Source organism: Streptomyces sp. NPDC127097 (assembly GCF_042724075.1).
In the GTDB taxonomy this organism is placed as follows: domain Bacteria; phylum Actinomycetota; class Actinomycetes; order Streptomycetales; family Streptomycetaceae; genus Streptomyces.
The window spans coordinates 20,266-43,651 of sequence record NZ_JBHXFI010000062.1; the positions used below are offsets into that span (position 1 = coordinate 20,266).

General features: G+C 74.8%; 19 protein-coding genes. 11 read left to right on the forward strand and 8 right to left on the reverse strand.

Annotated features, from left to right (window positions below):
* Positions 1 to 50: 50 nt before the first annotated feature.
* A complete protein-coding gene (locus tag ACFWJW_RS32045; RefSeq protein WP_387247711.1) occupies positions 51 to 920 on the forward strand; it encodes an Fpg/Nei family DNA glycosylase in 870 nt (289 codons plus the stop codon).
* Between the two features lie 30 nt (positions 921 to 950).
* Here the strand turns inward: ACFWJW_RS32045 and ACFWJW_RS32050 are convergent, their stop codons facing one another.
* The gene (locus tag ACFWJW_RS32050) at positions 951 to 2,765 is read right to left on the reverse strand and encodes a choline/carnitine O-acyltransferase (protein ID WP_387247713.1); all 1,815 of its coding nucleotides are present in this window, start codon (positions 2,763 to 2,765) and stop codon (positions 951 to 953) included.
* A gap of 163 nt (positions 2,766 to 2,928) precedes the next feature.
* Complete coding sequence (locus ACFWJW_RS32055; protein ID WP_387247715.1) at positions 2,929 to 3,798, reverse strand: arpA protein; 870 nt, start codon at positions 3,796 to 3,798, stop codon at positions 2,929 to 2,931.
* Positions 3,799 to 4,165: 367 nt separating this feature from the next.
* Between ACFWJW_RS32055 and ACFWJW_RS32060 the strand changes: the two genes are divergently transcribed.
* Both ACFWJW_RS32060 and ACFWJW_RS32065 read left to right on the forward strand, forming a co-directional pair.
* Complete coding sequence (locus tag ACFWJW_RS32060; protein WP_387247716.1) at positions 4,166 to 6,181, forward strand: FAD-dependent oxidoreductase; 2,016 nt, start codon at positions 4,166 to 4,168, stop codon at positions 6,179 to 6,181.
* Between the two features lie 74 nt (positions 6,182 to 6,255).
* Positions 6,256 to 6,822: a PadR family transcriptional regulator gene (locus ACFWJW_RS32065; RefSeq protein ID WP_387247718.1), complete on the forward strand. Its 567-nt coding sequence runs from the start codon at positions 6,256 to 6,258 to the stop codon at positions 6,820 to 6,822.
* An 82-nt stretch (positions 6,823 to 6,904) separates the two neighbouring features.
* Here ACFWJW_RS32065 and ACFWJW_RS32070 read toward each other — a convergent pair whose 3' ends face one another.
* The 3 genes from ACFWJW_RS32070 to ACFWJW_RS32080 form a co-directional block, all read right to left on the reverse strand.
* Complete coding sequence (locus tag ACFWJW_RS32070) at positions 6,905 to 7,177, reverse strand: hypothetical protein (protein ID WP_042154011.1); 273 nt, start codon at positions 7,175 to 7,177, stop codon at positions 6,905 to 6,907.
* Positions 7,178 to 7,315: 138 nt separating this feature from the next.
* On the reverse strand, positions 7,316 to 8,878 hold the full coding sequence (locus ACFWJW_RS32075) for an AMP-binding protein (RefSeq protein ID WP_387247720.1): 1,563 nt from the start codon (positions 8,876 to 8,878) through the stop codon (positions 7,316 to 7,318).
* A 92-nt stretch (positions 8,879 to 8,970) separates the two neighbouring features.
* Positions 8,971 to 9,879 carry a Gfo/Idh/MocA family protein gene (locus tag ACFWJW_RS32080; protein ID WP_387247722.1) on the reverse strand — a complete coding sequence of 303 codons (909 nt, stop codon included), beginning with the start codon at positions 9,877 to 9,879 and terminating at the stop codon, positions 8,971 to 8,973.
* A gap of 331 nt (positions 9,880 to 10,210) precedes the next feature.
* Between ACFWJW_RS32080 and glnII the strand changes: the two genes are divergently transcribed.
* From glnII to ACFWJW_RS32095, 3 genes are all read left to right on the forward strand, one after another.
* Positions 10,211 to 11,233, forward strand: a complete 1,023-nt coding sequence (gene glnII, locus ACFWJW_RS32085) for a glutamine synthetase (RefSeq protein ID WP_387247724.1) — start codon at positions 10,211 to 10,213, stop codon at positions 11,231 to 11,233.
* Positions 11,234 to 11,370: 137 nt separating this feature from the next.
* Positions 11,371 to 12,087: a rhomboid-like protein gene (locus ACFWJW_RS32090; RefSeq protein ID WP_387247726.1), complete on the forward strand. Its 717-nt coding sequence runs from the start codon at positions 11,371 to 11,373 to the stop codon at positions 12,085 to 12,087.
* A 410-nt stretch (positions 12,088 to 12,497) separates the two neighbouring features.
* Positions 12,498 to 13,127 (forward strand): winged helix-turn-helix domain-containing protein, encoded by a 630-nt coding sequence (locus ACFWJW_RS32095; RefSeq protein WP_387247728.1) that lies wholly within the window; start codon positions 12,498 to 12,500, stop codon positions 13,125 to 13,127.
* 7 nt (positions 13,128 to 13,134) lie between these two features.
* Here ACFWJW_RS32095 and ACFWJW_RS32100 read toward each other — a convergent pair whose 3' ends face one another.
* From ACFWJW_RS32100 to ACFWJW_RS32110, 3 genes are read right to left on the reverse strand one after another with little or no spacing between them, the layout of a single operon-like run.
* Positions 13,135 to 13,848: a DedA family protein gene (locus ACFWJW_RS32100; protein ID WP_387247730.1), complete on the reverse strand. Its 714-nt coding sequence runs from the start codon at positions 13,846 to 13,848 to the stop codon at positions 13,135 to 13,137.
* Positions 13,841 to 14,728, reverse strand: a complete 888-nt coding sequence (locus tag ACFWJW_RS32105; RefSeq protein WP_387247732.1) for a lysophospholipid acyltransferase family protein — start codon at positions 14,726 to 14,728, stop codon at positions 13,841 to 13,843. Before ACFWJW_RS32105 ends, ACFWJW_RS32100 begins: the two co-directional genes overlap by 8 nt.
* Positions 14,725 to 15,516: a GNAT family N-acetyltransferase gene (locus ACFWJW_RS32110; RefSeq protein ID WP_387247734.1), complete on the reverse strand. Its 792-nt coding sequence runs from the start codon at positions 15,514 to 15,516 to the stop codon at positions 14,725 to 14,727. The genes ACFWJW_RS32105 and ACFWJW_RS32110 overlap by 4 nt, the downstream gene beginning before the upstream one ends.
* Before the next feature lie 214 nt (positions 15,517 to 15,730).
* On the opposite strand from ACFWJW_RS32110, the gene ACFWJW_RS32115 reads away from it, so the two are divergent.
* From ACFWJW_RS32115 to ACFWJW_RS32135, 5 genes are all read left to right on the forward strand, one after another.
* Positions 15,731 to 16,993: a histidine kinase gene (locus ACFWJW_RS32115; protein ID WP_387247736.1), complete on the forward strand. Its 1,263-nt coding sequence runs from the start codon at positions 15,731 to 15,733 to the stop codon at positions 16,991 to 16,993.
* Complete coding sequence (locus ACFWJW_RS32120) at positions 16,984 to 17,631, forward strand: LuxR C-terminal-related transcriptional regulator (RefSeq protein WP_387247738.1); 648 nt, start codon at positions 16,984 to 16,986, stop codon at positions 17,629 to 17,631. The genes ACFWJW_RS32115 and ACFWJW_RS32120 overlap by 10 nt, the downstream gene beginning before the upstream one ends.
* Before the next feature lie 60 nt (positions 17,632 to 17,691).
* Entirely contained in the window at positions 17,692 to 20,862 is a 3,171-nt protein-coding gene (locus ACFWJW_RS32125) for an alpha-N-acetylglucosaminidase TIM-barrel domain-containing protein (protein WP_387247740.1), read from the forward strand.
* A 50-nt stretch (positions 20,863 to 20,912) separates the two neighbouring features.
* A complete protein-coding gene (locus ACFWJW_RS32130) occupies positions 20,913 to 21,143 on the forward strand; it encodes a DUF397 domain-containing protein (protein ID WP_042154028.1) in 231 nt (76 codons plus the stop codon).
* 98 nt (positions 21,144 to 21,241) lie between these two features.
* The gene (locus ACFWJW_RS32135) at positions 21,242 to 23,221 is read left to right on the forward strand and encodes a hypothetical protein (protein WP_387247742.1); all 1,980 of its coding nucleotides are present in this window, start codon (positions 21,242 to 21,244) and stop codon (positions 23,219 to 23,221) included.
* The last annotated feature ends 165 nt before the right edge of the window (positions 23,222 to 23,386 follow it).

Consider the following 23,386-nt stretch of genomic DNA (forward strand, 5'->3'; position numbering starts at 1 on the left):
GGCCGCCCCGCCGCCACGCGCCGGGCGCGCCCTCCGGGCAGACTGGCGTTATGCCTGAATTGCCGGAAGTCGAGTCACTCGCCCAGTTCCTCGCCGGCCGTCTGGCCGGCCGGGCCGTCGGCCGGGTGTATCCCGTGGCCGTGCATGCGCTGAAGACCTATGACCCGCCGGTCACCGCGCTCGAAGGGGGTGCGTGCGAGGGGGTGACGCGGCGCGGGAAGTTCCTCGATCTCCGGGTCGGGGCGCTGCATCTGGTGCTGCACCTGGCCAGGGCGGGGTGGGTGCGGTGGAACGACACCCTGCCGGCGGTGCCGCCGCGGCCCGGGAAAGGACCGCTGGCGCTGCGGGTGCGGCTCGCCGACCCGGATGACGGGGCGGGGTTCGATGTGACGGAGGCGGGGAGCCAGAAGCACCTCGCGGTGTATGTCGTACGGGATCCGCAGGAGGTGCCCGGGGTGGCGCGGCTCGGGCCCGATCCGCTCGGCGAGGGCTTCACCCTGGCCGCCTTCCGTGCGCTGCTGGAGGGCGAGCGCCGGCAGATCAAGGGCGTGCTCCGGGATCAGAGCGTGCTGGCGGGGATCGGGAACGCCTACTCGGACGAAATTCTGCATACGGCCCGGATGTCGCCGTTCAAACTGGCCGCGACGCTCTCCGGTGAGGAGGTGGAGCGGCTGTACGCGGCGGTCGGGAGCACGCTCACGGAGGCGGTCGAGCGGTCCCGCGGGCTGGCCCTGAAGGACCTCAAGGCGGAGAAGAAGAGCGGGCTGCGGGTGCACGGGCGGAAGGGGGAGCCGTGCCCGGTCTGCGGGGACACGGTGCGTGAGGTGTCGTTCAGCGATTCGGCGCTCCAGTACTGCCCGACCTGCCAGACGGGCGGCAAGCCCCTGGCGGACCGGCGGCTGTCCCGGCTGCTGAAGTAGCGGGGACGGCCGCCGGCCCGCCCGGGACGGTCAGTCCGCGGACCGGCCGGACGCCAGCAGCTCCCGGAGCTCGGCCACCGCCTCGCGGAGCCGGTCGGCGAAGACCTGCATCGGGCCGGCCACCGCCAGAGGGGTGCTGAGGTAGAGGTGGAAGCGGTCCGGCAGCAGGACGTAGGCGACGCCGATACAGCGGCTGCTGGTGGAGCCGAAGCCGAAGTACTGGATGTTCTCGGACGGGGCGGAGCTGGTGCTCAGGTAGTCGTCCCGCATCGTCAGCCAGCCCGGCGTCCGGTAGAGGGCGGGCTGCCCGGTCACCCCGAGCTCCGCCCCGCGCCGCCGCTGGATCAGCTCCAGCTCCCACAGGTGCTGCTCGGGGGCCTGGCCGGCCTGGCACTCCTTGGCGCGCGCCACATGCTTCCCGGCGGCGGCATGGAACGCGGCCCGGCGGGTGTCCGGGGAGGCCGCCGGGTCCTCCATCGCGGCGACGAACGCCTGGATCTCCGGGGTGACGACGCGCATCGCCTCGGTCCGGCCGTGCCGCCACTGGCGGGTGGCGATCGACTCGTAGGTGGCGCCGAGGTGTCCCTTGGCCCGCTGGTGGGCCAGCTGGTAGGCGAGCTGCACGAAGGCGTCCGGCGAGGCGCCCAGCGCCTTGGCGGTGGTGCTGCCGAAGTCGTCGAAGGAGACGGTGCGGGTGGCGGTGTTCGCGCCGTACTCCGCGAAGGCGCCGGCGGCGGAGCGCACCTGCGCCCGGAGGGCGTCGTCCAGCTCGAAGAGGACCGGCCGCACGGACGGGAGTCCCTGGGAGCGGGCGCCGGACCGGCGGGAGTGTTCCTCGGCGGGGGCGCTGAGCAGGGCGTCGGTGAAGCTGAGGATGGTGGTCCCGTCCAGCTCGCAGTGCTCCACGTTGATGCCCGCCCGGCCGTCGGCGAAGACGATCAGGGACACGGCCTTGTCGAACCAGCGGTTGCCGCCGTCGCCGTAGAGCAGCTGGTCGCAGGCTTCCTGGACGTCCGCGGGGGCGTCGTCCTCCAGGCAGACACAGAACAGCGCGGTCTCGATGTCGCCCAGGGCGTCCGCGTTGCGGGGGTGGTGGGCGCGCAGGGACTCCCGGGCGGCGGCCCACTCGGCGCGCGCCATGGTGGTGAGGTGGCCGACGGAGGTGCCGGGCGCGGCCGGTTCGGCGCCGGCCTTCTGCACGGCGCGCAGGCCCGCTTCGAGGTCGTCCAGGCTGTGCGGGACGCCGTCCGCGCCGAGCACCTCCATCCGGAACAGGTTGCCGCGGTGGAAGACCACGATGTGCCGGGCCTGGGACGGGCCCGGCCAGGCGTCGGTGTAGGGGCTGCGGACGGTGTCCTGTTCCGCGCCGGGGATCCGGGTGGCGGAGAACAGGAACCGGTTCTGCACCATCGACTGGGGCACGCCCCGCTGCACCACCGGAGGGATGGCCTCCTGGTCGAGCCGGCGCTTGTAGTCGACGGCGCCGGCGATGAGCCCGGCCGCCCGCTCCACCTGGGACTGCGGCTGCCCGGGGCCGGGGGCGCGGAACAGGAAGAAGAAGTTGGCGTTGAGCGCGATCCGGTCCCGGCGGCCCAGATAGCGGTACGGCCAGAAGGTGTCGAGCCAGCTGTGCACGCCCTCCGTGGCGTCGTACTCCTCCAGTGCCGCCTGAAGCACCCGGCCGGGGCCGCCGGGACGGAGGAAGGCGGCCACCTCCGTCTCGGTCGCCGCCAGCTGGTCGGCGGTCAGCAGCGGCGCGCACCAGGCGAGGAACCTCTCGCAGCTCGCTTCCAGCGTGGGCAGCGGCACCCGCGGGAGGCTTTCCTCCTGGGCGAAGGTCGTCATGGCGGCCCTTTCCTGACGGTTATTCAATTCTGCTCTCTCGATTCGGGTCGTGGGGACCTGTGCTGTCACTCATCCATGGTCGCGCCGTCACCCGCCGTGCCCGTCACCCCATGGCGTGGGGTGCGGGGGAAGTACGCGTACGGCGCGGCGTCCGGGCCGTCCGCTAGTCCAGCAGCCGGTCGCCCCGGACGGCCCGGCCCTCGGCCTCGGTGTGGGCGGGCAGGACCCGGCCGAAGAGCTGCCGGGTGCGGGCCACGCTCCCGATGACGCCGGGCCGCTCGCTGTAGGCGAAGATCGCGGAGTGGCGCGCGGTCTCGCCGCGCACCGGACTCACCCGGTGGAGCGAGTAGCGGCCCCGGAACAGCTGGAGGTCGCCGGGGTGCAGCGCCAGGCGCCGGACCAGCCGCTCGCCCCGGCCGTCCAGGACGTCCCGGACGTCGTCGAAGCGCTCGTCGTGCGCGGACCGGATGTTCGGGCAGTACTCGAAGACGCCGCCGTCCTGCGGCTGCCGGGTGAGCATGCTGACGGTGAACTCGTTGGTGTCGAAGTGCCAGGGGTGCTCCATGCCCGGGGCGACGACATTGAGCACCAGCCCGGAGAGCGGGTCGGCCAGCTCGTGCAGCCGCGGCAGTCCGAAGCAGCGGGCCAGGAAGTCCTGGAAGACCGGGTCGGCGTAGAGCCGGCTGATCAGGGACTCCGCCGGCACCCGGTCCCGCGGGACGAAGGCGTTGCCCCGCTGGAAGGTCCGCCGGCCGGGGTGGCCGGCCGGCAGCTCGGCGTCCACGGCGATGTTGTAGACGTTGACCGTCTCGACGTCGTAGTGCGCCTGGGGGGCGATGGCGGCGCACTCCTGCTCCAGCGCCGTACGGAGCGCCGGGCGGACGAAGTCCGGCAGCACGGTGCAGCCGAGCGTCCGGAGTTCGTGCCGGGCCCGGGAGATCACGGCCCGTCCCCCGGCGCTGTCGGGTTCCGGCAGGGGGTACCGGGCGGTGTCGACCACCTGGTCGAGCGTGAGGGCTTGCGCAGTGCTCATTCGATCCTCTCCACATGTGGGCAGACCGTCGTGAGCCGGAGTCCGCCCACGGCCGCGCGGCCCCGCCGTGAACGCCCCCTCCGGGCCGTCCCCGCGGTCCGCGTGCCGTCGGGTCCGCGCCCCGGCTCTCCGGCAACTCCTCTTGCAGCAACTCCACCGAGGAGCAGCACAGTTGAAGCTCCCACAGCGCCGCCGGGTTGTCTGTGACACGTCGCACTGCGCGACCCGGCAACTGCGCGCCGTGCGGTGCGGGCCGGGCGCCCCGGCGTGCGGCGGAGTCGTCTGCGTCACGTTTTTTGCAACTTGTTGCATAACTCTTCGGGCTGGTCTACAACTACTGCCACGACCACCGCGCCTGGAGGCCCCCATGAGCCAGTACCCCCACCTGATGAGCCCCCTCGACCTCGGGTTCACCACCCTGCCCAACCGGGTGCTGATGGGGTCGATGCACATCGGGCTGGAGGAGGCCGAGAACGGCTTCGCGCGGATGGCCGCCTTCTACGCCGCCCGTGCGCGCGGTGGCGTCGGCCTGATGGTGACCGGCGGTATCGCCCCGAACGACGCGGGCCGGCCGTACGGGGGCGGGGCCAAGCTCACCACCGAGGAGGAGGCCGCGCAGCACCGGACCGTGACCGAGGCGGTGCACGCCGCGGGCGGGCGGATCGCGATGCAGATCCTGCACTTCGGGCGGTACGCGTACCACCCCGATCTGGTCGCGCCGAGCGCGCTCCAGGCACCCATCAGCCCCTTCGTGCCGAACGCGCTCACCGACGACGAGGTCGAGCAGACCATCGAGGACTATGTGCGGGCGGCGGAGCTCGCCAAGTCCGCCGGGTACGACGGCGTCGAGATCATGGGCTCCGAGGGCTATCTGATCAATGAGTTCATCGTCGGCGCGACCAACCAGCGCACGGACCGGTGGGGCGGCTCGTACGAGAACCGGATGCGCTTCCCGCTGGAGATCGTCCGCCGCACCCGGGAGCGGGTCGGCACCGACTTCATCCTGATCTACCGGCTCTCCATGCTGGACCTCGTCCCGGGCGGTTCCACGCTGGAGGAGGTGGTCACCCTCGCCAAGGAGATCGAGGCGGCGGGGGCCACGATCATCAACACCGGTATCGGCTGGCACGAGGCCCGGATCCCCACCATCGTGACCTCGGTGCCGCGCGGCGCCTACACCTGGGTGACGAAGCGGCTGATGGGCTCGGTGAGCATCCCGCTGGTGACCAGCAACCGCATCAACACCCCCGAGGTCGCCGAGGAGTTGCTCGCCGACGGACGCGCCGACATGGTGTCGCTGGCCCGGCCCTTCCTCGCCGACCCGGACTTCGTCGCCAAGGCGCGGGACGGCCGGGCCGAGGCGATCAACACCTGCATCGGGTGCAACCAGGCGTGCCTCGACCACACCTTCAGCGGGAAGATCACGTCCTGTCTGGTGAACCCGCGGGCCTGCCACGAGACCGAGCTGGTGCTCTCCCCCACCCGGCGGCGCAAGCGGCTCGCCGTGGTCGGCGCCGGACCGGCCGGACTCGCCTGCGCCGTCTCCGCGGCCGAGCGCGGCCATGCGGTCACCCTCTTCGACGCCGCGGCCGAGATCGGCGGGCAGCTGAACATCGCCAAGCGGATACCGGGCAAGGAGGAGTTCGACGAGACCCTGCGCTACTTCCGCCACCAGCTCGACGCCCACGGCGTGGACGTACGGCTGAACTCCCCGGTCACGGCCGCGGACCTCGGCGCGTACGACGAGGTCGTGGTCGCCACCGGCGTCACCCCGCGCACCCCGGAGATCGAGGGCATCGACCACCCGAGCGTCGTCAGCTACCTCGATGTGCTGCGGGACGGGGCGCCGGTCGGCGAACGCGTGGCGATCATCGGGGCGGGCGGCATCGGCTTCGATGTCGCGGAGTTCCTCACCGATGCCGGCGACGCGACGAGCCAGGACCCGGAGGTCTACTTCCGCGCCTGGGGCGTCGACACCGGCTACGGCGACCGGGGCGGGCTGCGCGCACCCGAGCGCCCCAAGGCCCCGCGGCAGGTGCATCTGCTCCAGCGCAAGACGTCGAAGGTCGGCGCCGGACTCGGCAAGACCACCGGCTGGATCCACCGTGCGGAGCTGCGGCACCGGGGCGTGACCAGCGTCGCCGGGGCGGCGTACGAGCGGATCGACGACGAGGGCCTGCACCTCACGGTCGACGGCACGGCCACCACGCTCCCGGTGGACACCATCGTGCTGTGCACCGGGCAGGAGCCGCGCCGGGACCTGTACGAGGAGCTGCGGGCCGAGGGGCGCTCGGTGCATCTCATCGGCGGTGCGGACGTCGCCGCGGAGCTGGACGCCAAGCGCGCCATCAAGCAGGGCACGGAGCTCGCGGCGGCCCTGTGAGCCGTGGCGGCGGCCGGGGCGCGGCGGGCTGCGCGGGCCCGCCGTCCCTGGCCGCCGCGACCTAGGATTCCCCCATGTCACTCCCGCACGCGATCCTCACCGCCCTGCTAGAGAAGCCGTCGTCGGGGCTGGCGCTGACCCGTAGGTTCGACCGGTCGATCGGCTACTTCTGGTCGGCCACCCATCAGCAGATCTATCGCGAGCTGGGCAAGCTGGAGCAGGCCGGGTTCATCCGGGCGCTGCCGAGCGAGCAGCCGTCGCGGGGGCAGAAGAAGGAGTTCGAGGTGCTGCCCGCGGGCCGGGCCGAGCTGACCCGCTGGGCCTCCGGCGAGCAGGAGTCCAAGCCCATCCGGGACGCGCTGCTGCTGCGGCTGCGGGCCTCGGCGGTGGTGGGCCGGGCCGGGCTGGACGAGGAGCTGCGGCGCCATCTGACGCTGCACCGGCGGCAGTTGGCGGAGTACCAGGAGATCGAGGACCGCGACTTCGGGGCGGCGGCGGACCCGGAGGACCGGTTGCGGCGGCTGGTGCTGCGGGCCGGGATCGGGCTGGAGACCTTCTGGGTGGAGTGGCTGGCGGAGGCGCTGGCCGAGGTGACGGACATGGACGCGGCGGCCGCTCCGGGGGACGGCGCGGGCGGGTGAGCCGCGCGCCGCGGACACGGCATGGGGCGGCCGCCCCGGGGGAAGTCCCGGGGCCGGCCGCCCTGTTGATGCGCCGGGGCCGTCAGCAGTTGTCGTAGAGGAGGGCGCGCACCAGACGGCAGGTCGTGTCGGACGGGGCGTGCACTCCTATTTCGGCCGCGGTGCTGCGGATCTTGCGGTTGTGGGCCTGCTCGGGGCGGTAGACGCCGGTGTCGAGCAGGGCGATGGCCAGCCGCATGGCCTTCAGGCGGCGGTTGTGCGATTCGTACCGCTCGCGCGGCCATCCGGCGGGCAGCGGCTTCTTGGGCAGTGGGTGGGCCGGGAGAGGCTTCGTCATGAGTGTGGCAGCGGCCATCGGCGACCTCCTGGAGCGTGGATGAACCCTCACTGACTGGTTCCCATTCTACTGGCCACCACTGACAAAAGCCCCTGGCCAGAGGGGATTTGACGGCACGGGAAGGGCTCCGCGGACGGCCCTGCGGGCGGCCCCGGGTCAGGCCGCGGCGGCCCGTGCGCGCAGCCGCGATTTGTCCGGCTTGCCGACGGGCGTGAGGGGGATGGCGTCGACGAGATGGACCGCGGCCGGGGCGTACAGGGCCCCCTGGTGCTCGGTGACGAAGGCCCGCAGGGCGGCGGGGTCCACACGGTGGCCCGGAGCCGGGACGACCGCGGCGTGCACCTCCTCGGTCTCGTCCGGCCCGCGCACCCCGTAGACCGCGCAGTGGGCGACCGCCGGGTGGGTGTGCAGCAGATCCTCGACCTCCGCCGGGTGGACATGGCCGCCGACGACGATGATCAGGTCCTTGACCCGGTCGACGAGGTAGAGCCGGCCGTCGTCGTCCAGGATGCCGACGTCGCCGGTGCGCAGCCAGCCGTCCCCGGGCAGCACCTGCGCGGTCAGCTCCGGCTGCTTCCAGTAGCCGGTCATCACTCCGGCGGAGCGTACGTGGACCTCGCCCCGCTCTCCCGCCGGCAGCTCCCGCCCGTCCGCGTCGCGGATGGCGAGTGACACGCCGGGCAGTGCGCGGCCGGCGGTGATCCGGCCGCCGGGCCCGGTGGCGCGGTGGTCCTCCGGCCGGGCCTCGGTGATCGTCATCGCCTCGGACATGCCGTACACCCCGTAGAGCACCGGCCCGAAGACCTCGGCGGCCCGCGCCAGCCGGGAGGGCGAGGCCGCGCAGCCGCCGTAGGTGATGCGGGTGAGGGAGCTGAGGTCGGTGGCGGGCAGCGCGGGGTCGTCGAGCAGGCGGTAGAGGAGCGGGGGCAGCAGCCAGAGGTGGGTGATGCGGTCGCGGGCGACGGCGGCGAGGACGGCCGCGGGGTCGAAGGCGCGGTGCAGGACGACGGTGCCGCCGGCCGCGAGGGTGGCATCGGTGAGGACGCCCGCGAGATGGGCGAGCGGGGTACAGGCGAGGAAGCGGGGCGGGTCGCCGGCGCCTTCCATGCGGTGGTGCCGGAGCATCCCGGCATACGGGGCGTGCGGCATCCGCACGCCCTTGGGGACGCCGGTCGTGCCGCCGGTGTGCCGGATGCACCAGTCGTCGTCGGGCCGGACGGCGCCGGCGGGCACCTCGGGCGTGGCGGGGAGGGCGGCGCAGGCGGCCAGCAGGTCGGGGCCCGGAGCCGCGGCCGCGGGCACCGGCCCCAGGGTCAGCACGTCGGGCGCGGGGCCGCGGGTGTACTGGAGCAGCGCGCGTGCGGTGTCGTGCAGGGCCGGGTCGACGAGGAGCAGGACGGTCTCCGCGCTCTCGGCGATCCGGGCCAGGGTCTCGGCGGCCATCCCGTCGTAGAGGAAGACCACGCGGGCGCCGAGGAGGTTGGCGGCGTAGCGGGCGGCGAGCACCTCGGGGCGGTTGCCGCTGAGGAGGCTGACGGTCCGTCCGTGGCCGATGCCCCGGCCGGCCAGCACCGCCGCCATGCGGTGCACGGTGTCGTACAGGGCACCGGCGGTGACCTCGTCGCCGTCGTCCGTGGTCAGGACGGGCCGGGGCCGGTCGCGGGCGAGGGCGGCGAGCAGCACCTCGGTATAGCTGGTGAAGCCGGTGGCGGGCGTCATGGCGTGGGGGCTCCCTGGGCCGGGCGGACAGCTGACGGCTCTGACGCTACGGACCGCCGCTGATGCCCTCCACGACCAATTCCGCCATGTGGTCATGCCTCCAGAGGCATCAGCGGGCTCAGCGTCTCCTCGGCCGCCGCCAGGATTTCGGTGACCCGGAGGCCGAAGTGGACATCGCAGGCGTTCGGCAGACCGGTCGCGGCGGCGGCGAGCAGGGCGTCGACGGCGCGGTGGTAGGCCGGTTCCGGGCCGTCCAGGCGACGCGGCAGGGTGGTGATCCCGGCGGTGCCGCGGAGGGTGATCTCGACGCCGGCGGCCGCCGCGGGGGCGGCCAGGCCGACCGTCGCCGTACTGGCCGCCCCGCTGCTGTGACGCATCGTCAGCAGCACCGTGTCGGCCGGCCCCCGGGTGGCGGTGACCGCCTCCGCGTCCCCGAGGACCGGCAGCAGCACCGACAGCGCGTGCGGTCCGACGTCCCACAGCCCGCCCTTCGCACGGCGCCAGGGCGAGGCGGCGTACGGGCTGGAGCTGTCCTCGGCGAAGACCGAGCCGAGCCAGTCGGCGTGCGCGGTGAACCAGCCGCCGGCCGCGGCCTGGGCGGCGATCCACTCCCCCTCCTGCTCCCCGAAGCGCGCGGTGAAGAAGACCACCGAGGCGACGCCCGCGCGGTCGGCGGCCGCGGCCAGTGCGCGGGCCTCGGGCACGGAGGTGGCGACCGGCTTGTCCAGGAGGAGGTGGCGGCCGGCCTCGGCGGCGCGGACCGCCAGCGGGGCCTGGACGGACGGCGGCAGCGCGATCGCGACGGCGTCGCAGGCCGCGAACAGCTCGTCGGGCTCGTCGTACGGGCGGGTGTGGTGGACCTGGGCCAGCGCCGCGGCGGCCTCCGGCCGGCGCCCCCAGATGCCGGTGAGCTCGACGCCGGGGTGCGCGGCCAGGGCGGGGGCGTGGACCCTCCGCGCCCAGGGGCCGGTGCCGAGGAGTCCGATACGCAGGGTCGTCATAGGGCCAGTCTCTCGCGGGGTGCGGGGCGGGACGCCGATTTCGCGGCCCGCGCCGTGGGGCCCGGGGCGGATCCGGTGCCCCGGGTCGGCCCGGGGCCCGAGGGGCTGCCGAGGTGACGTCCGCCCGAGGTCTCCGTCACATCGGAATAGCGAGAAGACAGGCACAGCAAGGCAGCAATCCCAGGCTTCCAGCGAAGAAAACCTTGGAAAAGCCTGGATGTCCGGCTAGGTAACCTGCGGTTCACAAACGAGCAACGGACGAGAAATGGCGCGTTGCGAGAGTGCTCCGGTACGCCCGCACCGTACCCGCACCGACCGTGAAGAGGACCCCGTGACCATCAAGGCCGAGTACATCTGGATCGACGGCACCCAGCCGACCGCCCAGCTCCGCTCCAAGACCAAGATCCTGACCGACGGGAGCAAGCTGCCGCGGTGGGGCTTCGACGGGTCCAGCACCAACCAGGCCGAGGGCCACGCGTCGGACCTCGTCCTGGAGCCGGTCTTCAGCTGCCCGGACCCGATCCGCGGCGGCGACCACCTGCTGGTGCTGTGCGAGGTGCTGCACACCGACCTCACCCCGCACCCCTCCAACACCCGTGCGCTGCTGCGCCCGGTCGCGGAGAAGTTCGCCGACCAGGAAGCCATCTTCGGCATCGAGCAGGAGTACACCTTCCTCAAGGGCGACCGTCCGCTCGGCTTCCCCGAGGGCGGCGGCTACCCGGCCCCCCAGGGCGACTATTACTGCGGGGTGGGCGCGGACGCGATCTTCGGCCGGGAGATCGTCGAGAAGCACCTCGACCTGTGCCTGGCGGCGGGGCTGGGCCTGTCCGGCATCAACGCCGAGGTCATGCCCGGCCAGTGGGAGTTCCAGGTGGGCGCGCTGCCCGCGCTGGAGGTCTCGGACCACATGTGGGTGGCGCGCTGGCTGCTGCACCGGGTCGCGGAGGAGTACGGCGTGACCGCCTCGCTGGAGGCCAAGCCGGCCAAGGGCGACTGGAACGGCGCGGGCGCCCACACCAACTTCTCCACCCGGGCGATGCGCGAGGGCTACGACGCGATCATCACCGCCTGTGAGGCGCTGGGCCAGGACGACAAGCCGCTGGAGCACGTCCGCCAGTACGGCACCGGCATCGAGGACCGTCTGACGGGTGCGCACGAGACCGCCCCGTGGGACGCGTACTCCTACGGCGCCTCGGACCGTGGTGCCTCGGTGCGCATCCCCTGGCAGGTCGAGGTCGAGAAGAAGGGCTACATCGAGGACCGGCGGCCGAACGCCAACGTCGACCCGTATGTGGTCACCCGGCTGATGGTGGACACCTGCTGCACCGAGCTGGCCCGGCGCGAGCAGGTCTGACGCCGCCGAGGGGCGGGTGAGCGGGGCCGGACCGGACGGGGTCCGGCCCCTGCGCATGTCCGGGGCGGCGGGGACCCGTTGCCGCCGGGCGCGACGGGTCCGGGCCGTTCGCCGGTGGCTGCTGGCACGCTGAGGGCATGCTGACGATCAACGCCGGGACCTGGCCGGGCCGGACCGGCCACCGCCGGCCCGAGATGCTGACCCGCCTCCGGCACACCGCCCTGCCCTGGGCCACACCGCTGTACGTCGGCGGCGTACAGCTCGGCGCCCACGCCATCGCGCGGCTGCCCGCCCGGCGGCGCACGGAGCTGCTGCGCGCGCACTCCACCAATGTCGCCAACCTGCGGGCCGGGCGGTGGCGGACGCTGGTCACCAGCGCGGCGTTCGTCGAACATCCGCTGCCGCTGCCGTACGGCGCCGCGCTGCTCGCCGCCCTCGGTACGGCCGAGGCGCGCTGGGGCACCGGGCGCGCGGCGGGGGTCTTCATGGCCGGACACATCGGGGCCAGCCTGCTGGTCTACGCGGGCCTGCGGGCGCGCGAGCACGTCCGTCCCGCCCACGGGCCCACGGGGGACACCCCGCCGGACGCCACCGCACAGGCCGTCGACGTCGGGGCCAGCTACGGCTTCAACGCCACGGTGGGCGCACTCGCCGCCACCGTCCCGCACCGCGGCATCCGGGCGGCGGCCACCGGCGGGCTGCTGGCGCTGGCGACCGCTCCGGTGCTGCGCCGGGGGCGCACGTTCACCGACGCCGGGCATCTGGCGGCCATGGCGCTCGGGGTGGCGATGGGGGCGGGGCTGCGACGCGCGACGGGCGGGCGCGGCGGCGGAGCGGGGACGAAGCAGGCGTAGGGGGCAGGGGCGTCGCGCGGCGGATTCCGGCCAGGGCTCTCCCCCGTCGCGCGGCCGCCAACTCCGTTGCGGACAAGCCGAGTCGGGGCCGGGGCGCCGCCGCCGGTCCCGGCGTCCGGGCGGGTCCGGCGCGGCGGAATCCCGCCACCGGGCGCTCCGCACCGGGGACAGAATCACCGACCGTCTGGTTCAATAGGGCCATGGCCAGCCTCACCGACACCGCGACAGGTCGCAGCGACCTCGAGCCTTTCTGGCCGTCCCGGCAGGCGCACGCCTTCGACCGTCTGTGTTGCCGCGCGCATTGAGCGCGGGCCCGCACACGCCTCTCCGACGCCGCTGACCGGCGTCCGCCGCCCTGCCCGCGCGCACGACGTCCCCGACGCCCCGCTGCGCGAAAGAGCTGACTCCTGATGACGAACGTCCGTACCCTGACCGCCGGTTCCGCGACCGCTCCGCTTCCCGCCGCCTCCGCGGCGCACGCCCACCGTCACCGGCTGCGCGCCGTGACGCCCGACGAGGCCCATCCGTCACCCGCCACCGCCCCGGCCGGCGGGGCTCCGCACCCCGGCGCCGTGTCGGTCGCCGAGCTGCTGGACTCCGGCGCGACCTGGCTGCCGGCACCCCAGCACAGCCTGCCCGCACTGCCCGGCCGCCCGCCGATGGTCGGCTATCTCGTCCTCGTACCGGCCGAACAGGCCGCCGCCACCGCCGCACCGCCGGCCGCCGCGCCCGAGGCGCCCGCGCCGACCGGTGACGCGATCGTGCGGATCGACCCCGAACGGCGCACCGCGCAGGTCCAGGGCCGCCCGCTGGACCTGACCTACCTCGAATTCGAGCTGCTGGCCCATCTGGTCGCGCATCCGCACCGGGTGCACACCCGCGACCAGCTGGTGACCACGGTGTGGGGCTACGGGCACGTCGGCGACGGCCGTACCGTCGATGTCCATGTCGCCCGGCTGCGCCGCAAGCTGGGCGCCGCGCACCGGTCGTCGATCGTGACGGTGCGGCGGGTCGGCTACAAGTACGTGCCGAGCGTCTGAGGCCGGGTCAGACACCCTCCTGCCGCTGCCGCAGGCCCGGCCGGGCGGGGATCCGCTCCCCCTCCCGGCCGGGTGCCGCACCCGCACGGGGACCGCACCGCCGCGGCTCCTCCCGGTCCTCCGGGCCGCCCCACCGGTGCCAACAGGCCACACAGACCGCCGCCACCAGCCCGCTGCCGGAGACCAGCAGCACGCCCTTGGCCGGGGAGTCGGTGAGCGCCGCACCGCCCAGCCCGCCGAGCGCCGCGCTGGACACCGCCCAGAGGCCCGCGCCGACGGCGTCCAGCGCCACGAAGCGGCGCAGCGGGAAGCGGACGCTCCCGGTGGTCAGGGCGGCGACCACCCGGCCACCGGGCAGGAAGCGGCCGGCGATGATGAGCAGCGCGGCGTGCCGTTCGACCCGGGCGCGGGCCCGCAGCTGCCGGGCCCGGCCCCGCTCACCGCGCAGCATGCGGGCGCTCGCGCGCGGGCCCGCGTACCGTCCCACGGCGTAGCCCAGACAGTCCCCCGCCAGCGCCCCGGCCGCCGCGACGCCCGCCAGCAGGGCGAGCAGCGCCGGGTCGGGGCCGATGAGCACGGCGACCAGGACGACCGTGGTCTCGCTCGGCATGAACGGCAGCAGCGCGTCCAGGCCGGACACCAGCAGGACGACCAGCCACAGCCAGGGCGAGCCCAGCATGCCCTGAAGGGACGCGGTGAGCTGGTCCAGCTGCTCAAACATGGGCCGGGGTGTCCCGCGGCGGGGCGTGCGGCACCGGAACGGCGGGCCGGAGCCGCCCGGCCGGCCGGGCCGCGCCGCCGCCCGTCGCCGCCGTCACCGGGCGCCCGCCCAGCGCGGCCCGGGCCGCCCGCGCCGCCAGCTCCCGCCGGTCCAGGCCCGCGTCGAGCGGCCACAGCACCGGATGCGCGGTGACACGTATGGTCAGGGCCCGGGCGGCGAGCACCCGGCGCAGCGAGCCCGCGAAGGTGTCCTCCCCGCAGAACGCGGCGACCGTGCTGGGCAGGCCCTGCTGGTGGTAGTCCAGCGTCACCGGACGGACCGGCGCGCCCGCGTCGATGGCGGCCTGGAAGGTGGCCCGGCGGAAGGTGCCCGCCTCGGCGGTGCACCAGGTGGTGGCCTGCGGGAAGACCGCCACCGACCGTCCGGCGGCGAGCAGTTCGGACACCTCTTGCACGGTGTGCGGCAGCCGGCGGGGGTGGGTGCGGTCGATGAAGTGGGTGCCGGCCCGGCGGGCCAGACCGCCGACGACCGGCCAGCCGCCGACCTCGCGCTTGGCGAGCAGGGTGACCGGTTCGACGGCGAGCAGGGCGAGGATGTCGAGCCAGGAGATGTGGTTGACGACGACGAGGGTGCCGGTGCCGCGCCCGGCGGTGAGCGAGGCCACGCCGTCGGTACGGATGTCCAGCGCGTCGAGCAGCCCGCGGGCGTGGGTCCGCAGCCGGCCCGGCTCGGCCATCCGCTCGCCGTCCGTCAGCGCCCGCCGCACGGTGCGGGCGAACGCGGCGCCGCGCCGGGCGATCCGGGTCGCCGGCACCCGCGGCAGGGCGTGCGCGGCGCAGTCCGGGGTGCAGTCGGAGTGCACGTCCCAGGGGCCGTTCACCGCTCCCCCAGGAAGTAGCGGCGGTAGCGCTCGCCCAGCCGCTCCATGTCCAGGACGACGAAGAAGTCGGCGACCTCGAACTCGGGGTCGTGGGCGGGCGCGCCGCAGATGACGGCACCGATGCGCAGATAGCCGCGGAGCAGCGGCGGCAGCTGGGCGAGGGCGGGGCGCTCGGGGACGGGGAGGGTGGTGTGCCAGGGGTGGTGCGGGGTGACCTGGAGCTCGGGCGGTGCGGCGTAGCGGGTGCGGCCCAGCTCCCAGGCGTGGGCCGCGGCGGTGCCGCCGTCGGCGAGCGGGACGGAGGCGCAGCCGGCGAGGTAACGGTGGCCGGAGAGCAGGGTGTAGCGGGCGAGGGCGGCCCACATCTGGGTCATGACCGCGCCGTTGCGGTGGTCGGGGTGCACACAGGAGCGGCCGGCCTCGATGAGCGAGGAGCGCAGCCCGGCCAGCGCGCCGAGGTCGAACTCGCCGTCGGAGTACAGCCGCGGGCTGCGGCCGGGCGGCAGCAGCCGGTAGGTGCCGACGACCTCGCCGGTGGCGTCGTGGGTGACGATGAGGTGGTCGGTGAGGTCGTCGACGGCGTCGATGTCATGGCCGGCCAGCGGGGAGTGCAGGGTCGCGCCCATCTCCTCGGCGAAGACCTGGTGGCGCAGGCGTTGGGCGGCCCGGATCTGTGCGCGGGTGTCGGCGATCTCCGCGGTGTAGCCGGGCTCGGCGGGGGCGGCCGCCGGTGCGGGGGCGGGAGCGGTGCGGGGGACGGCGGCGGACGCGGCCGGTGCCATGCTCATGAGAGCTCTCCTTGGGGAGGGGGGAGGCTGGTGAGTCGGCGGGCGGTGGGGACAGCGGGGCCGGTGGGGCCGTGCGGGACGGACGGTGCGCCGCTCCACGGTGGTGCCGGGTACACCCCGGCCGGGGACGTAACCCCATGACCTGGCCCTTCTCTACGCGGCAGACTGTTCCCGTGTCCGACGGCCGGGCGCGTGAAGCCCAGGGAGCGAACGGATGAGGGTCCGCAGAACACTGGTCGCCGCGGTCCGCGGCCTGGGGCTCGCGCCGGCCGTGGAGCTGGGGTCGGTCACGCTGTTCGTGCTGACCGTGGTGTCGCTGGCGCTGATCGTCGTGGGGGTGGGGGTGCTCACCACGCCGGTGGTGCTGTTCTGGGCCCGGCGGTACGCCCAGCTGCGCCGGGTGTGGGGGTACGACCTGGCCGGGGTGCGGATTCCCGCGGCCTACCGCCCGTTCCCCGCCGGTCTGGGCCACGGGCCGGTGAGCCAGGCGCGGCGGTGTGCGGTCCTGCTGCGGGATCCGGCGACCTGGCGGGAGCTGCTGTGGCTGCCGGTGGACGCGTCGGCGGGCCTGGCGCTGGTGCTGCTGCCGCCGTCGCTGGTCGGCTACGGCGTGGGGTTCGTGCTGCTGCCGGTCCTGGAGGGGCTGACGGGTATCGGGGGTTACCTCCTCGGCCTGGGCTCACTGCCCGCGGAGCATCCGTGGCTGCTGTTCACCCTGCCGGTGCTCGGCGCCGGTTTTCTGCTGCTCGCCCGGTACGCCAACCCTGCCCTGATCCGGGCGCATTTCCTGCTCGCCGCGGTGTTTCTGACGCCGCCCCGGGCCGAGCTGGCCGAGCGGGTGGCGCGGCTGACCGAGACCCGGCACGACGCGGTGGACGCCTCGGCCGCCGAACTGCGCCGGATCGAGCGGGATCTGCACGACGGCGCACAGGCGCGGCTGGTGGCCATGGGCATGAGCCTCGGCACCATCGAGGCCCTGGTGGAGAAGGATCCGGCGCGGGCCAAGGAGCTGCTCGCGCGGGCCCGGGAGTCCTCCGCCGAGGCGCTGACCGAGCTGCGTGACCTGGTGCGCGGCATCCATCCGCCGGTGCTGGCCGAACGCGGGCTGGGCGATGCCGTACGGGCCCTGGCGCTGCGGATGGAGATCCCCGTCGAGGTGGCGGTGGCGCTGCCGGGGCGGCTGGCGGCGCCGGTGGAGTCGGCGGCGTACTTCGCGGTCAGTGAGGTGCTGACGAACGCCGCGAAGCACTCGGGCGCCGACCGGATAGCCGTCGGCCTCCGCCATGCCGGCGGCCGTCTCCGGATCACGGTCTCGGACAACGGCCGGGGCTTCGCCACGACGGGCCCGCCGCCGGCCGGCGAAGGCACCGGGCTGCGCGGTATCGAACGCCGGCTCGGTACCTTCGACGGCACCCTCGCCGTCAGCTCTCCCGCAGGCGGCCCGACGCTGGTCACCATGGAGATTCCGTGCGCGTAGTGCTCGCCGAAGACCTCTTCCTGCTGCGGGACGGGCTGGTCCGGATGCTGGAGGCGTACGACTTCGAGGTCGTCGCGGCGGTGGAGAGCGGCCCCGAGCTGACGCGGGCGCTCGCCGACCAGCGGCCGGATGTCGCGGTGGTCGACGTACGGCTGCCGCCGTCGTTCACCGACGAGGGGTTGCAGTGCGCGCTGGCCGCCCGCAGGGACCGGCCGGGACTGCCGGTGCTGGTGCTCTCCCAGCACGTGGAGCAGCTCTACGCCCGGGAGTTGCTGGCGGACGGCAGTGGCGGGGTGGGGTATCTGCTCAAGGACCGGGTCTTCGACGCCGAGCAGTTCGTCGACGCGGTGCGCCGGGTGGCGGCGGGCGGTACGGCCATGGACCCGCAGGTCATCTCGCAGCTGCTGTCGCGGCGGGCCCGGGACCGGCCGATGGCGCGGCTGACCCCGCGCGAGGTCGAGGTGATGGAGCTGGTGGCGCAGGGCCGCTCCAATACGGCGATCGCGAGCCGGCTGGTCATCACGGAGCGGGCGGTCGCCAAGCACACCTCCAACATCTTCGGCAAGCTCCAGCTGCCGCCGTCGGACGACGACAACCGGCGGGTGCTGGCGGTGCTGGCCTACTTGGACCGCGGCTGACCGACCGTTAGCGTGCCCTCCGCACGGGACTGTTGTGAGCACCGAGCACTGGGGGCACACGTGAGCCGACCGTCACGACGCGCACTGTTGGGAACCGCCGGAGCGATCGGCGCCGGGGCGGCGTTGGGCGGGGCCGCCGCCCCCGCTGCCGCCTCCGCTGCCGCCTCCGCCGGGGCGCCGCCCACCCGGCGCCAGGAGGAAGCACCCGTGGACGACACCGCACCGGCACGGGCCGCGCTGAGGCGGCTGCTGCCCGGCCACGCCGACCAGTTCACGCTGGTGCCGCTCGCCCGGGACGGCGCCGGCGACCGCTTCCGGATCGAGGGCCGTACGGGCCGCATCACGGTCGCCGGAACCACTCCCGCAACGGCGCTGACCGGCGTCAACTGGTACCTCAAGTACACCTGCCGGGCCCATCTGTCGTGGGCCGGCGACCAGATGGCACTGCCCGGCCGGCTGCCCGCCCCGGACGGCCCCGTCGAGCGGGCGACCTCGCTGCCGCACCGGTTCGCCCTCAATGACACCCACGACGGCTACACCGCCCCGTACGCGGACTGGCCGCGCTGGGAGCGGCTGATCGACGCCCTGGCGCTGCGCGGGGTGAACGAGGTGCTGGTCACCCCGGGCACCGAGGCCGTCTACCACCGGCTGCTGACCGGCTTCGGCTACTCCGACGCCGAGGCCCGCGGCTGGCTCCCGGCCCCCTCGCACCAGCCGTGGTGGCTGCTCCAGAACATGAGCGGTTACGGCGGCCCCATCAGCCCGGAACTGCTCGCCAAGCGCGCGGAGTTGGGGCGCCGGATCACCACCCGGCTGCACGAGCTGGGCATGCATCCGGTCCTCCCCGGCTACTTCGGCACCGTCCCGGACGGTTTCGCCGCCCGCAACCCCGGCGCCGGGACCGTCCCCCAGGGCACCTGGGCGGGCCTCAAGCGCCCCGACTGGCTCGATCCGCGTACCGATGTCTTCGCCGCCGTCGCCGCCGCCTTCTACCGCCACCAGGAGCAACTCCTGGGCCCCGCCGACCACTTCAAGATGGATCTGCTGCACGAGGGCGGCGACCCCGGTGACGTGCCGGTGCCGGACGCCGCCCGCGCGGTCGAGAAGGCGCTGCGCACCGCCCGCCCCGGGGCGACATGGGTGATCCTGGGCTGGCAGGACAACCCGCGGCGCGATCTGCTGGACGCCGTCGACCACGACCGGATGCTGATCGTGGACGGCCTGAGCGACCTGGACACGGTCACCGACCGGGAGCGGGACTGGGGCGGGGTGCCGTACGCCTTCGGCTCCATCCCCAACTTCGGCGGCCGTACCACCCTCGGCGCCAAGACCCACATCTGGGCCGAGCGCTTCACCGCCTGGCGGGACAAGCCGGGCAGCCGGCTCGTCGGCACCGCGTACATGCCGGAGGCCGCCGAGCGCGACCCGGCCGCGTGCGAGCTGTTCGGCGAACTGGCCTGGCGGGAACGGCCGGTGGACCGCACCGCGTGGTTCGACGGCTATGCCGACCTCCGCTACGGCGCCCGCGACGCCCACGCCCGTGCCGCGTTCGCCGCGCTGCGCACCAGCACGTACGAGATCTCCAGCAAGGACGGCCGCCCGCACGACTCGGTCTTCGCCGCCCGTCCGAACCTCGCCGCCCGCTCCGGCACGGTCTACGCCACGCACACCCCCGCCTTCGACCCGGCGGCCTTCGACACCGCGTTCGCCGCGCTGCTCGCGGTCCGCCCCGCGCTGCGCGGCAGCGACGCCTACCGCCACGATCTGACGGACGCCGCCCGGCAGGCGCTGGCCAACCGGTCCTGGCAGCTGATCGGGCAGCTCCAGGACGCCTACCGGCGCAAGGACCGGGACACCTTCCGGGCGCTGTCCGAGCTCTGGCTCCGGCTGATGCGGCTCAGCGACGAGGTCACCGGCGCCCACCGGCAGTTCCTGCTGGGGCCGTGGCTGGCGGACGCCCGTGCCATGGCGACCGGCGCCGAGGAGGAGGCGCGGCTGGAACACAGCGCCCGGGCGCTGATCACCACCTGGGCGGACCGGCCCACCGCCGACGGCGGCTCGCTCGCCAACTACGCCAACCGCGACTGGCACGACCTGATCGGCGAGGTCCATCTCCCGCAGTGGCAGGCGTACTTGGACGAGCTGGCGGACGCCCTGGCGGCGGACCGCCCGCCGAAGACCTTCGACTGGTACGCCATGGAAGAGCCCTGGACCCGCGCCCGCACCCGCCATCCGCTGCGCCCGACGACCGACGCGTACCGCACCGCGCGGCGGGTCCACGACACCCTCGCCAAAGCCCCCTACCAGGGCACCGTCACGGTCACCGCCGACCCGGCCGCGCTGCCGCCCGGCGGCCGGGCCACGGTCACCGCGGCGCTGCGCAACGTCAACGGGCTGCGGGCGACCGGCCGGGTGGACTTCGCCCTGACCGGTGTCGACGCCACCGCCTCGGGCCCGGTGTCGCTGCCCTCGGTCCCGCCCGGCGGCACCGGCCGCGCCCACTGGCGGGTCACCACCCCGGCCGGCCCCCTGGAGGCCCCGCTGCACCCGCTCCCCTACGACCTCACCGTCGACTACGGCCCGCAGGGCGCACCGCGGGTCCGTACGCCGCGGCACGGCACGCTGTTCGTGGCCGGGCCGCTGGACCCGGGGCTGCGCACGGTCACCACCAATGCGGCGGTTTTCGGCCAGTTGGAGGACCGTTTCGCCATCCATGGCGGGGGCGCGGACCTGTGGAAGGCCACCGCCGAGTTCGGCGCGCTGTACCGGCCGGACGCCCTCGCCGCCGGCGGCTCGGTCACCGTCGAGGTGACCGCGCAGGACCCGACCGGCCCCTGGGCCCGCGCCGGCCTCATCGTCCGCAACCGCCTCACCGCCGCCGCCCCGGGCTCGCCGGACGCCCTCGGCTTCCTCAACCTGTCCGTGACGCCCGCCAACGGCGTGGTGCTGTCCTACGACGCCAACGGCGACGGCACCCTGGACACCTACCGGCGGCTCACCGGCCTCACCGCCCCCGTACTGCTCCGGCTGACCCGCGGCACGGACAGCGGCAACTCCGGCAGCTACACCGGCGCCTGCTCCACCGACGGCGGCTCGACCTGGCGCGACATCGCCACCGTCGCCGTCCCCGGCGCCGCCGCCCGGCAGGACACCGGGCTGCACCAGTCCGCCGCCAACTCGGCCTCCGGGGACGGCGGGACGGCCGTATTCCGCCGCTGGAAGCTCGCCTGAGTGCCGCGTACGCTGACCCGGGAACGCACCACGAGCGAGGGGATCACGGTATGAGTGCCGCAGCTGAGAAGGAGTGGCTCTACGCCCTCGACATCTCCGACGCCACCTGGCAGCGCGCCCCCGGCGACTCCGAGGAGGCCGTGGAGATCGCCTTCCTGGAGCGGGGCGCGGTGGCCATGCGCAACTCCACGGACCCCGATGTGGTCCTGCGCTACACCGAGGCGGAGTGGCGCGCCTTCGTCCTCGGCGCACGGGACGGCGAGTTCGACCTCCAGCCCTGAAGCCGCCGGTCCCGGCGGCCCGTCACCGGCCCTCCCGGCGCCCCTCGGGGTGCGGGGAGGGCCGGTGACCATCACAGGATTCACTCGTTTCACGGAACGTGAAGCAGCAGCAGAAACAGCAGCAGGCGACACCCCGGCGCCCGGACCGCACCTCCCCCGGCAGCCTTGAGGACTTCGGCGACGTCATCGACGTCGAGCAGGCCGAGGCGGCGCTGGTGGAGCACTACCCCCGGCTGGTCCGGCTGGCCTACCTCGTCCTGCCGTCCGGCCAGGGCCGCAGCCGGCGGGTGCTGGCCGCCCACGGTGTGGTGCAGCGGACCCTGCCGCGCCAGCGCAGCTCCACCCGCGGGGCCGGTCTGCCCGCCCCGCGCACCGGCGCGGACGCGGCGATCGACCCCGGCTACGCCTTCGTCCGGCTGCGGGTCCTGCGGGCCGCCCTGGCCGGCGGCCGTACCCGCCGGTGGCTGCCACTGCCGCCGCTGCTCCCCCAGGTGTGGGGCCTGCGGCTCTTCCCGCGCTCCGGGGGCGCCGACGAACTGGCGCTGGACCAGGCGCTGTCGGCGCTGTCCGGGCCGGGCCGGGCGGCGTTCGTGCTGCGCGACCTGGAGCGGCTGAGCGCACCGGAGACCCGCCGGGTACTGGAGGCGGCCGGGGTGGCGCACCCCCGGGAGGCGCTGGAGGAGGCGGAGCGGGCCACGACCCCGGCCGGCAGCCGGGACCGGTCGCTGCTGGAGTCGGCGGAGTTCGACCCCTGTGCGCTTCAGGCCAGGCCGACGGATCTGATCCGGCGGCGGCAGCACGGCCGGGCGGTGCTGGCGGCGGGCGCGGCCGTGCTGGTGTGCGGGGCGCTGCTGGGGCTGCCGGGCGAGGGCTGGGGCCCGGACGGCGCCGCCGCCCCGCCGTACGCGCAGAACGCCGCGGCCGAGGCGGCCCTGGACCCGGGCAAGCTGACGGTGTCCTCGGCGACCGCCTGGAAGAGCGCGGCCCGGCAGGACTTCGCGACCTGGCCCGCCCGCGGCGACCGGATCCACGACCGGGCGCTGCTGCGGCGGGCGCTGGCCGTATGGGCCAGGCCCGGGGCCGGAGTCCAGGTCTCGGCGACCCCCGGCACGCCGGCCGGTCCGGCGGCCGGTCCGGCCCAGCTGCTGTTCGCGGGGGTGGTGAACCATGCCGTGGTGGTGCTCTTCCACGACGGGCTGCGGGTGGTGCGCTATGCGGAGGCGGCGGACGGCGAGGGGCAGGGCGACGGCACCGGCGCGGCGCTGGACTTCGCGCGGACGGACGGCGCGGCGGCGGCTTCGGCGACCGCGCTGGTGGTCAGCCGCACCCAGGGCAATGTGCGCTTTCTGACCGCCCCTTGGGTGAAGTCGGCGCGGCTGGTCGATCTGGTCGCGCCGGAGGCGGTGGACCAGCCGGTGACGGTCGGCGCGGGCGGGGTGACCGATCCGGTGCCCACGGCGCAGCCCACCGGGCAGTGCACGAGCTGGCCGGCGCTGCGGACGGGCGGCCGGCTGCTGACCGATCTCGGTGAACTGGTCCCCGCGCGCCTGACGTACGGCAGCCCGCGCAAGCCGGGCGACGTGGCCTCCCCCAAGGCCCGGACGGCCTGGGCCCGCACGGCCTGCCAGCTGGCCGTGGCCCGCGGCCAGGGCGTCCGTACGGTCAACGCCTGGGAGTTCGCCCGGCAGCCGCTGCCCGGGGGAGCCGGCACCGCCGCCTGGCTGTGCACCCGCGCCGAAACCTGGCGCGGCCCGGGCAGCCGCACGATGGCACAGATCCAGACGCCGACGCCGGCCGGAAAGCCGTACACACCGGGCACGACCGTGGCACGCGCCGAGGGCGGCACCGCCTGCGGCCCCCGTGCCCCCCGGGCCCTGGCCGGGGTCCTGTGGAAGGCCGCCGACAAACGCTGGTGGCTGCTCGCCGCGGGCAGCACCCAGGTCACTTCGGTCAAGGCAACCGGCGGAGTCTCCGGCCAGACGACCGGCCGCCTGCTGGCGGTCCCGGCGAAGGCGGGCGACCGCGCGGAACTGACCGGCAGGCTGGCGACCGGCGGACGGATCGAGGCGCTCGGCTAGCGGACGTCCGGCCGGCGTCCCAGGGGCCGGACCCGCGCGGGGACCGGACCCGCCCAGGGACCGGACCGGCCTAGGGCCTGTCTTCAAAGTCCCGCCTGCCTCGCGACGCCTGGCACGCACTCCCCCACGCCTGAACGGCGCGGGGGGACCCCCATGCCGCGTTGT

Coding starts and splice junctions, on each gene's coding strand:
- ACFWJW_RS32045 (WP_387247711.1), top strand. CDS start 51: ATGCCTGAATTGCCGGAAGTCGAGTCACTCGCCCAGTTCCTCGCCGGC.
- ACFWJW_RS32050 (WP_387247713.1), bottom strand. CDS start 2,765: ATGACGACCTTCGCCCAGGAGGAAAGCCTCCCGCGGGTGCCGCTGCCC.
- ACFWJW_RS32055 (WP_387247715.1), bottom strand. CDS start 3,798: ATGAGCACTGCGCAAGCCCTCACGCTCGACCAGGTGGTCGACACCGCC.
- ACFWJW_RS32060 (WP_387247716.1), top strand. CDS start 4,166: ATGAGCCAGTACCCCCACCTGATGAGCCCCCTCGACCTCGGGTTCACC.
- ACFWJW_RS32065 (WP_387247718.1), top strand. CDS start 6,256: ATGTCACTCCCGCACGCGATCCTCACCGCCCTGCTAGAGAAGCCGTCG.
- ACFWJW_RS32070 (WP_042154011.1), bottom strand. CDS start 7,177: ATGGCCGCTGCCACACTCATGACGAAGCCTCTCCCGGCCCACCCACTG.
- ACFWJW_RS32075 (WP_387247720.1), bottom strand. CDS start 8,878: ATGACGCCCGCCACCGGCTTCACCAGCTATACCGAGGTGCTGCTCGCC.
- ACFWJW_RS32080 (WP_387247722.1), bottom strand. CDS start 9,879: ATGACGACCCTGCGTATCGGACTCCTCGGCACCGGCCCCTGGGCGCGG.
- ACFWJW_RS32090 (WP_387247726.1), top strand. CDS start 11,371: ATGCTGACGATCAACGCCGGGACCTGGCCGGGCCGGACCGGCCACCGC.
- ACFWJW_RS32095 (WP_387247728.1), top strand. CDS start 12,498: ATGACGAACGTCCGTACCCTGACCGCCGGTTCCGCGACCGCTCCGCTT.
- ACFWJW_RS32100 (WP_387247730.1), bottom strand. CDS start 13,848: ATGTTTGAGCAGCTGGACCAGCTCACCGCGTCCCTTCAGGGCATGCTG.
- ACFWJW_RS32110 (WP_387247734.1), bottom strand. CDS start 15,516: ATGAGCATGGCACCGGCCGCGTCCGCCGCCGTCCCCCGCACCGCTCCC.
- ACFWJW_RS32115 (WP_387247736.1), top strand. CDS start 15,731: ATGAGGGTCCGCAGAACACTGGTCGCCGCGGTCCGCGGCCTGGGGCTC.
- ACFWJW_RS32130 (WP_042154028.1), top strand. CDS start 20,913: ATGAGTGCCGCAGCTGAGAAGGAGTGGCTCTACGCCCTCGACATCTCC.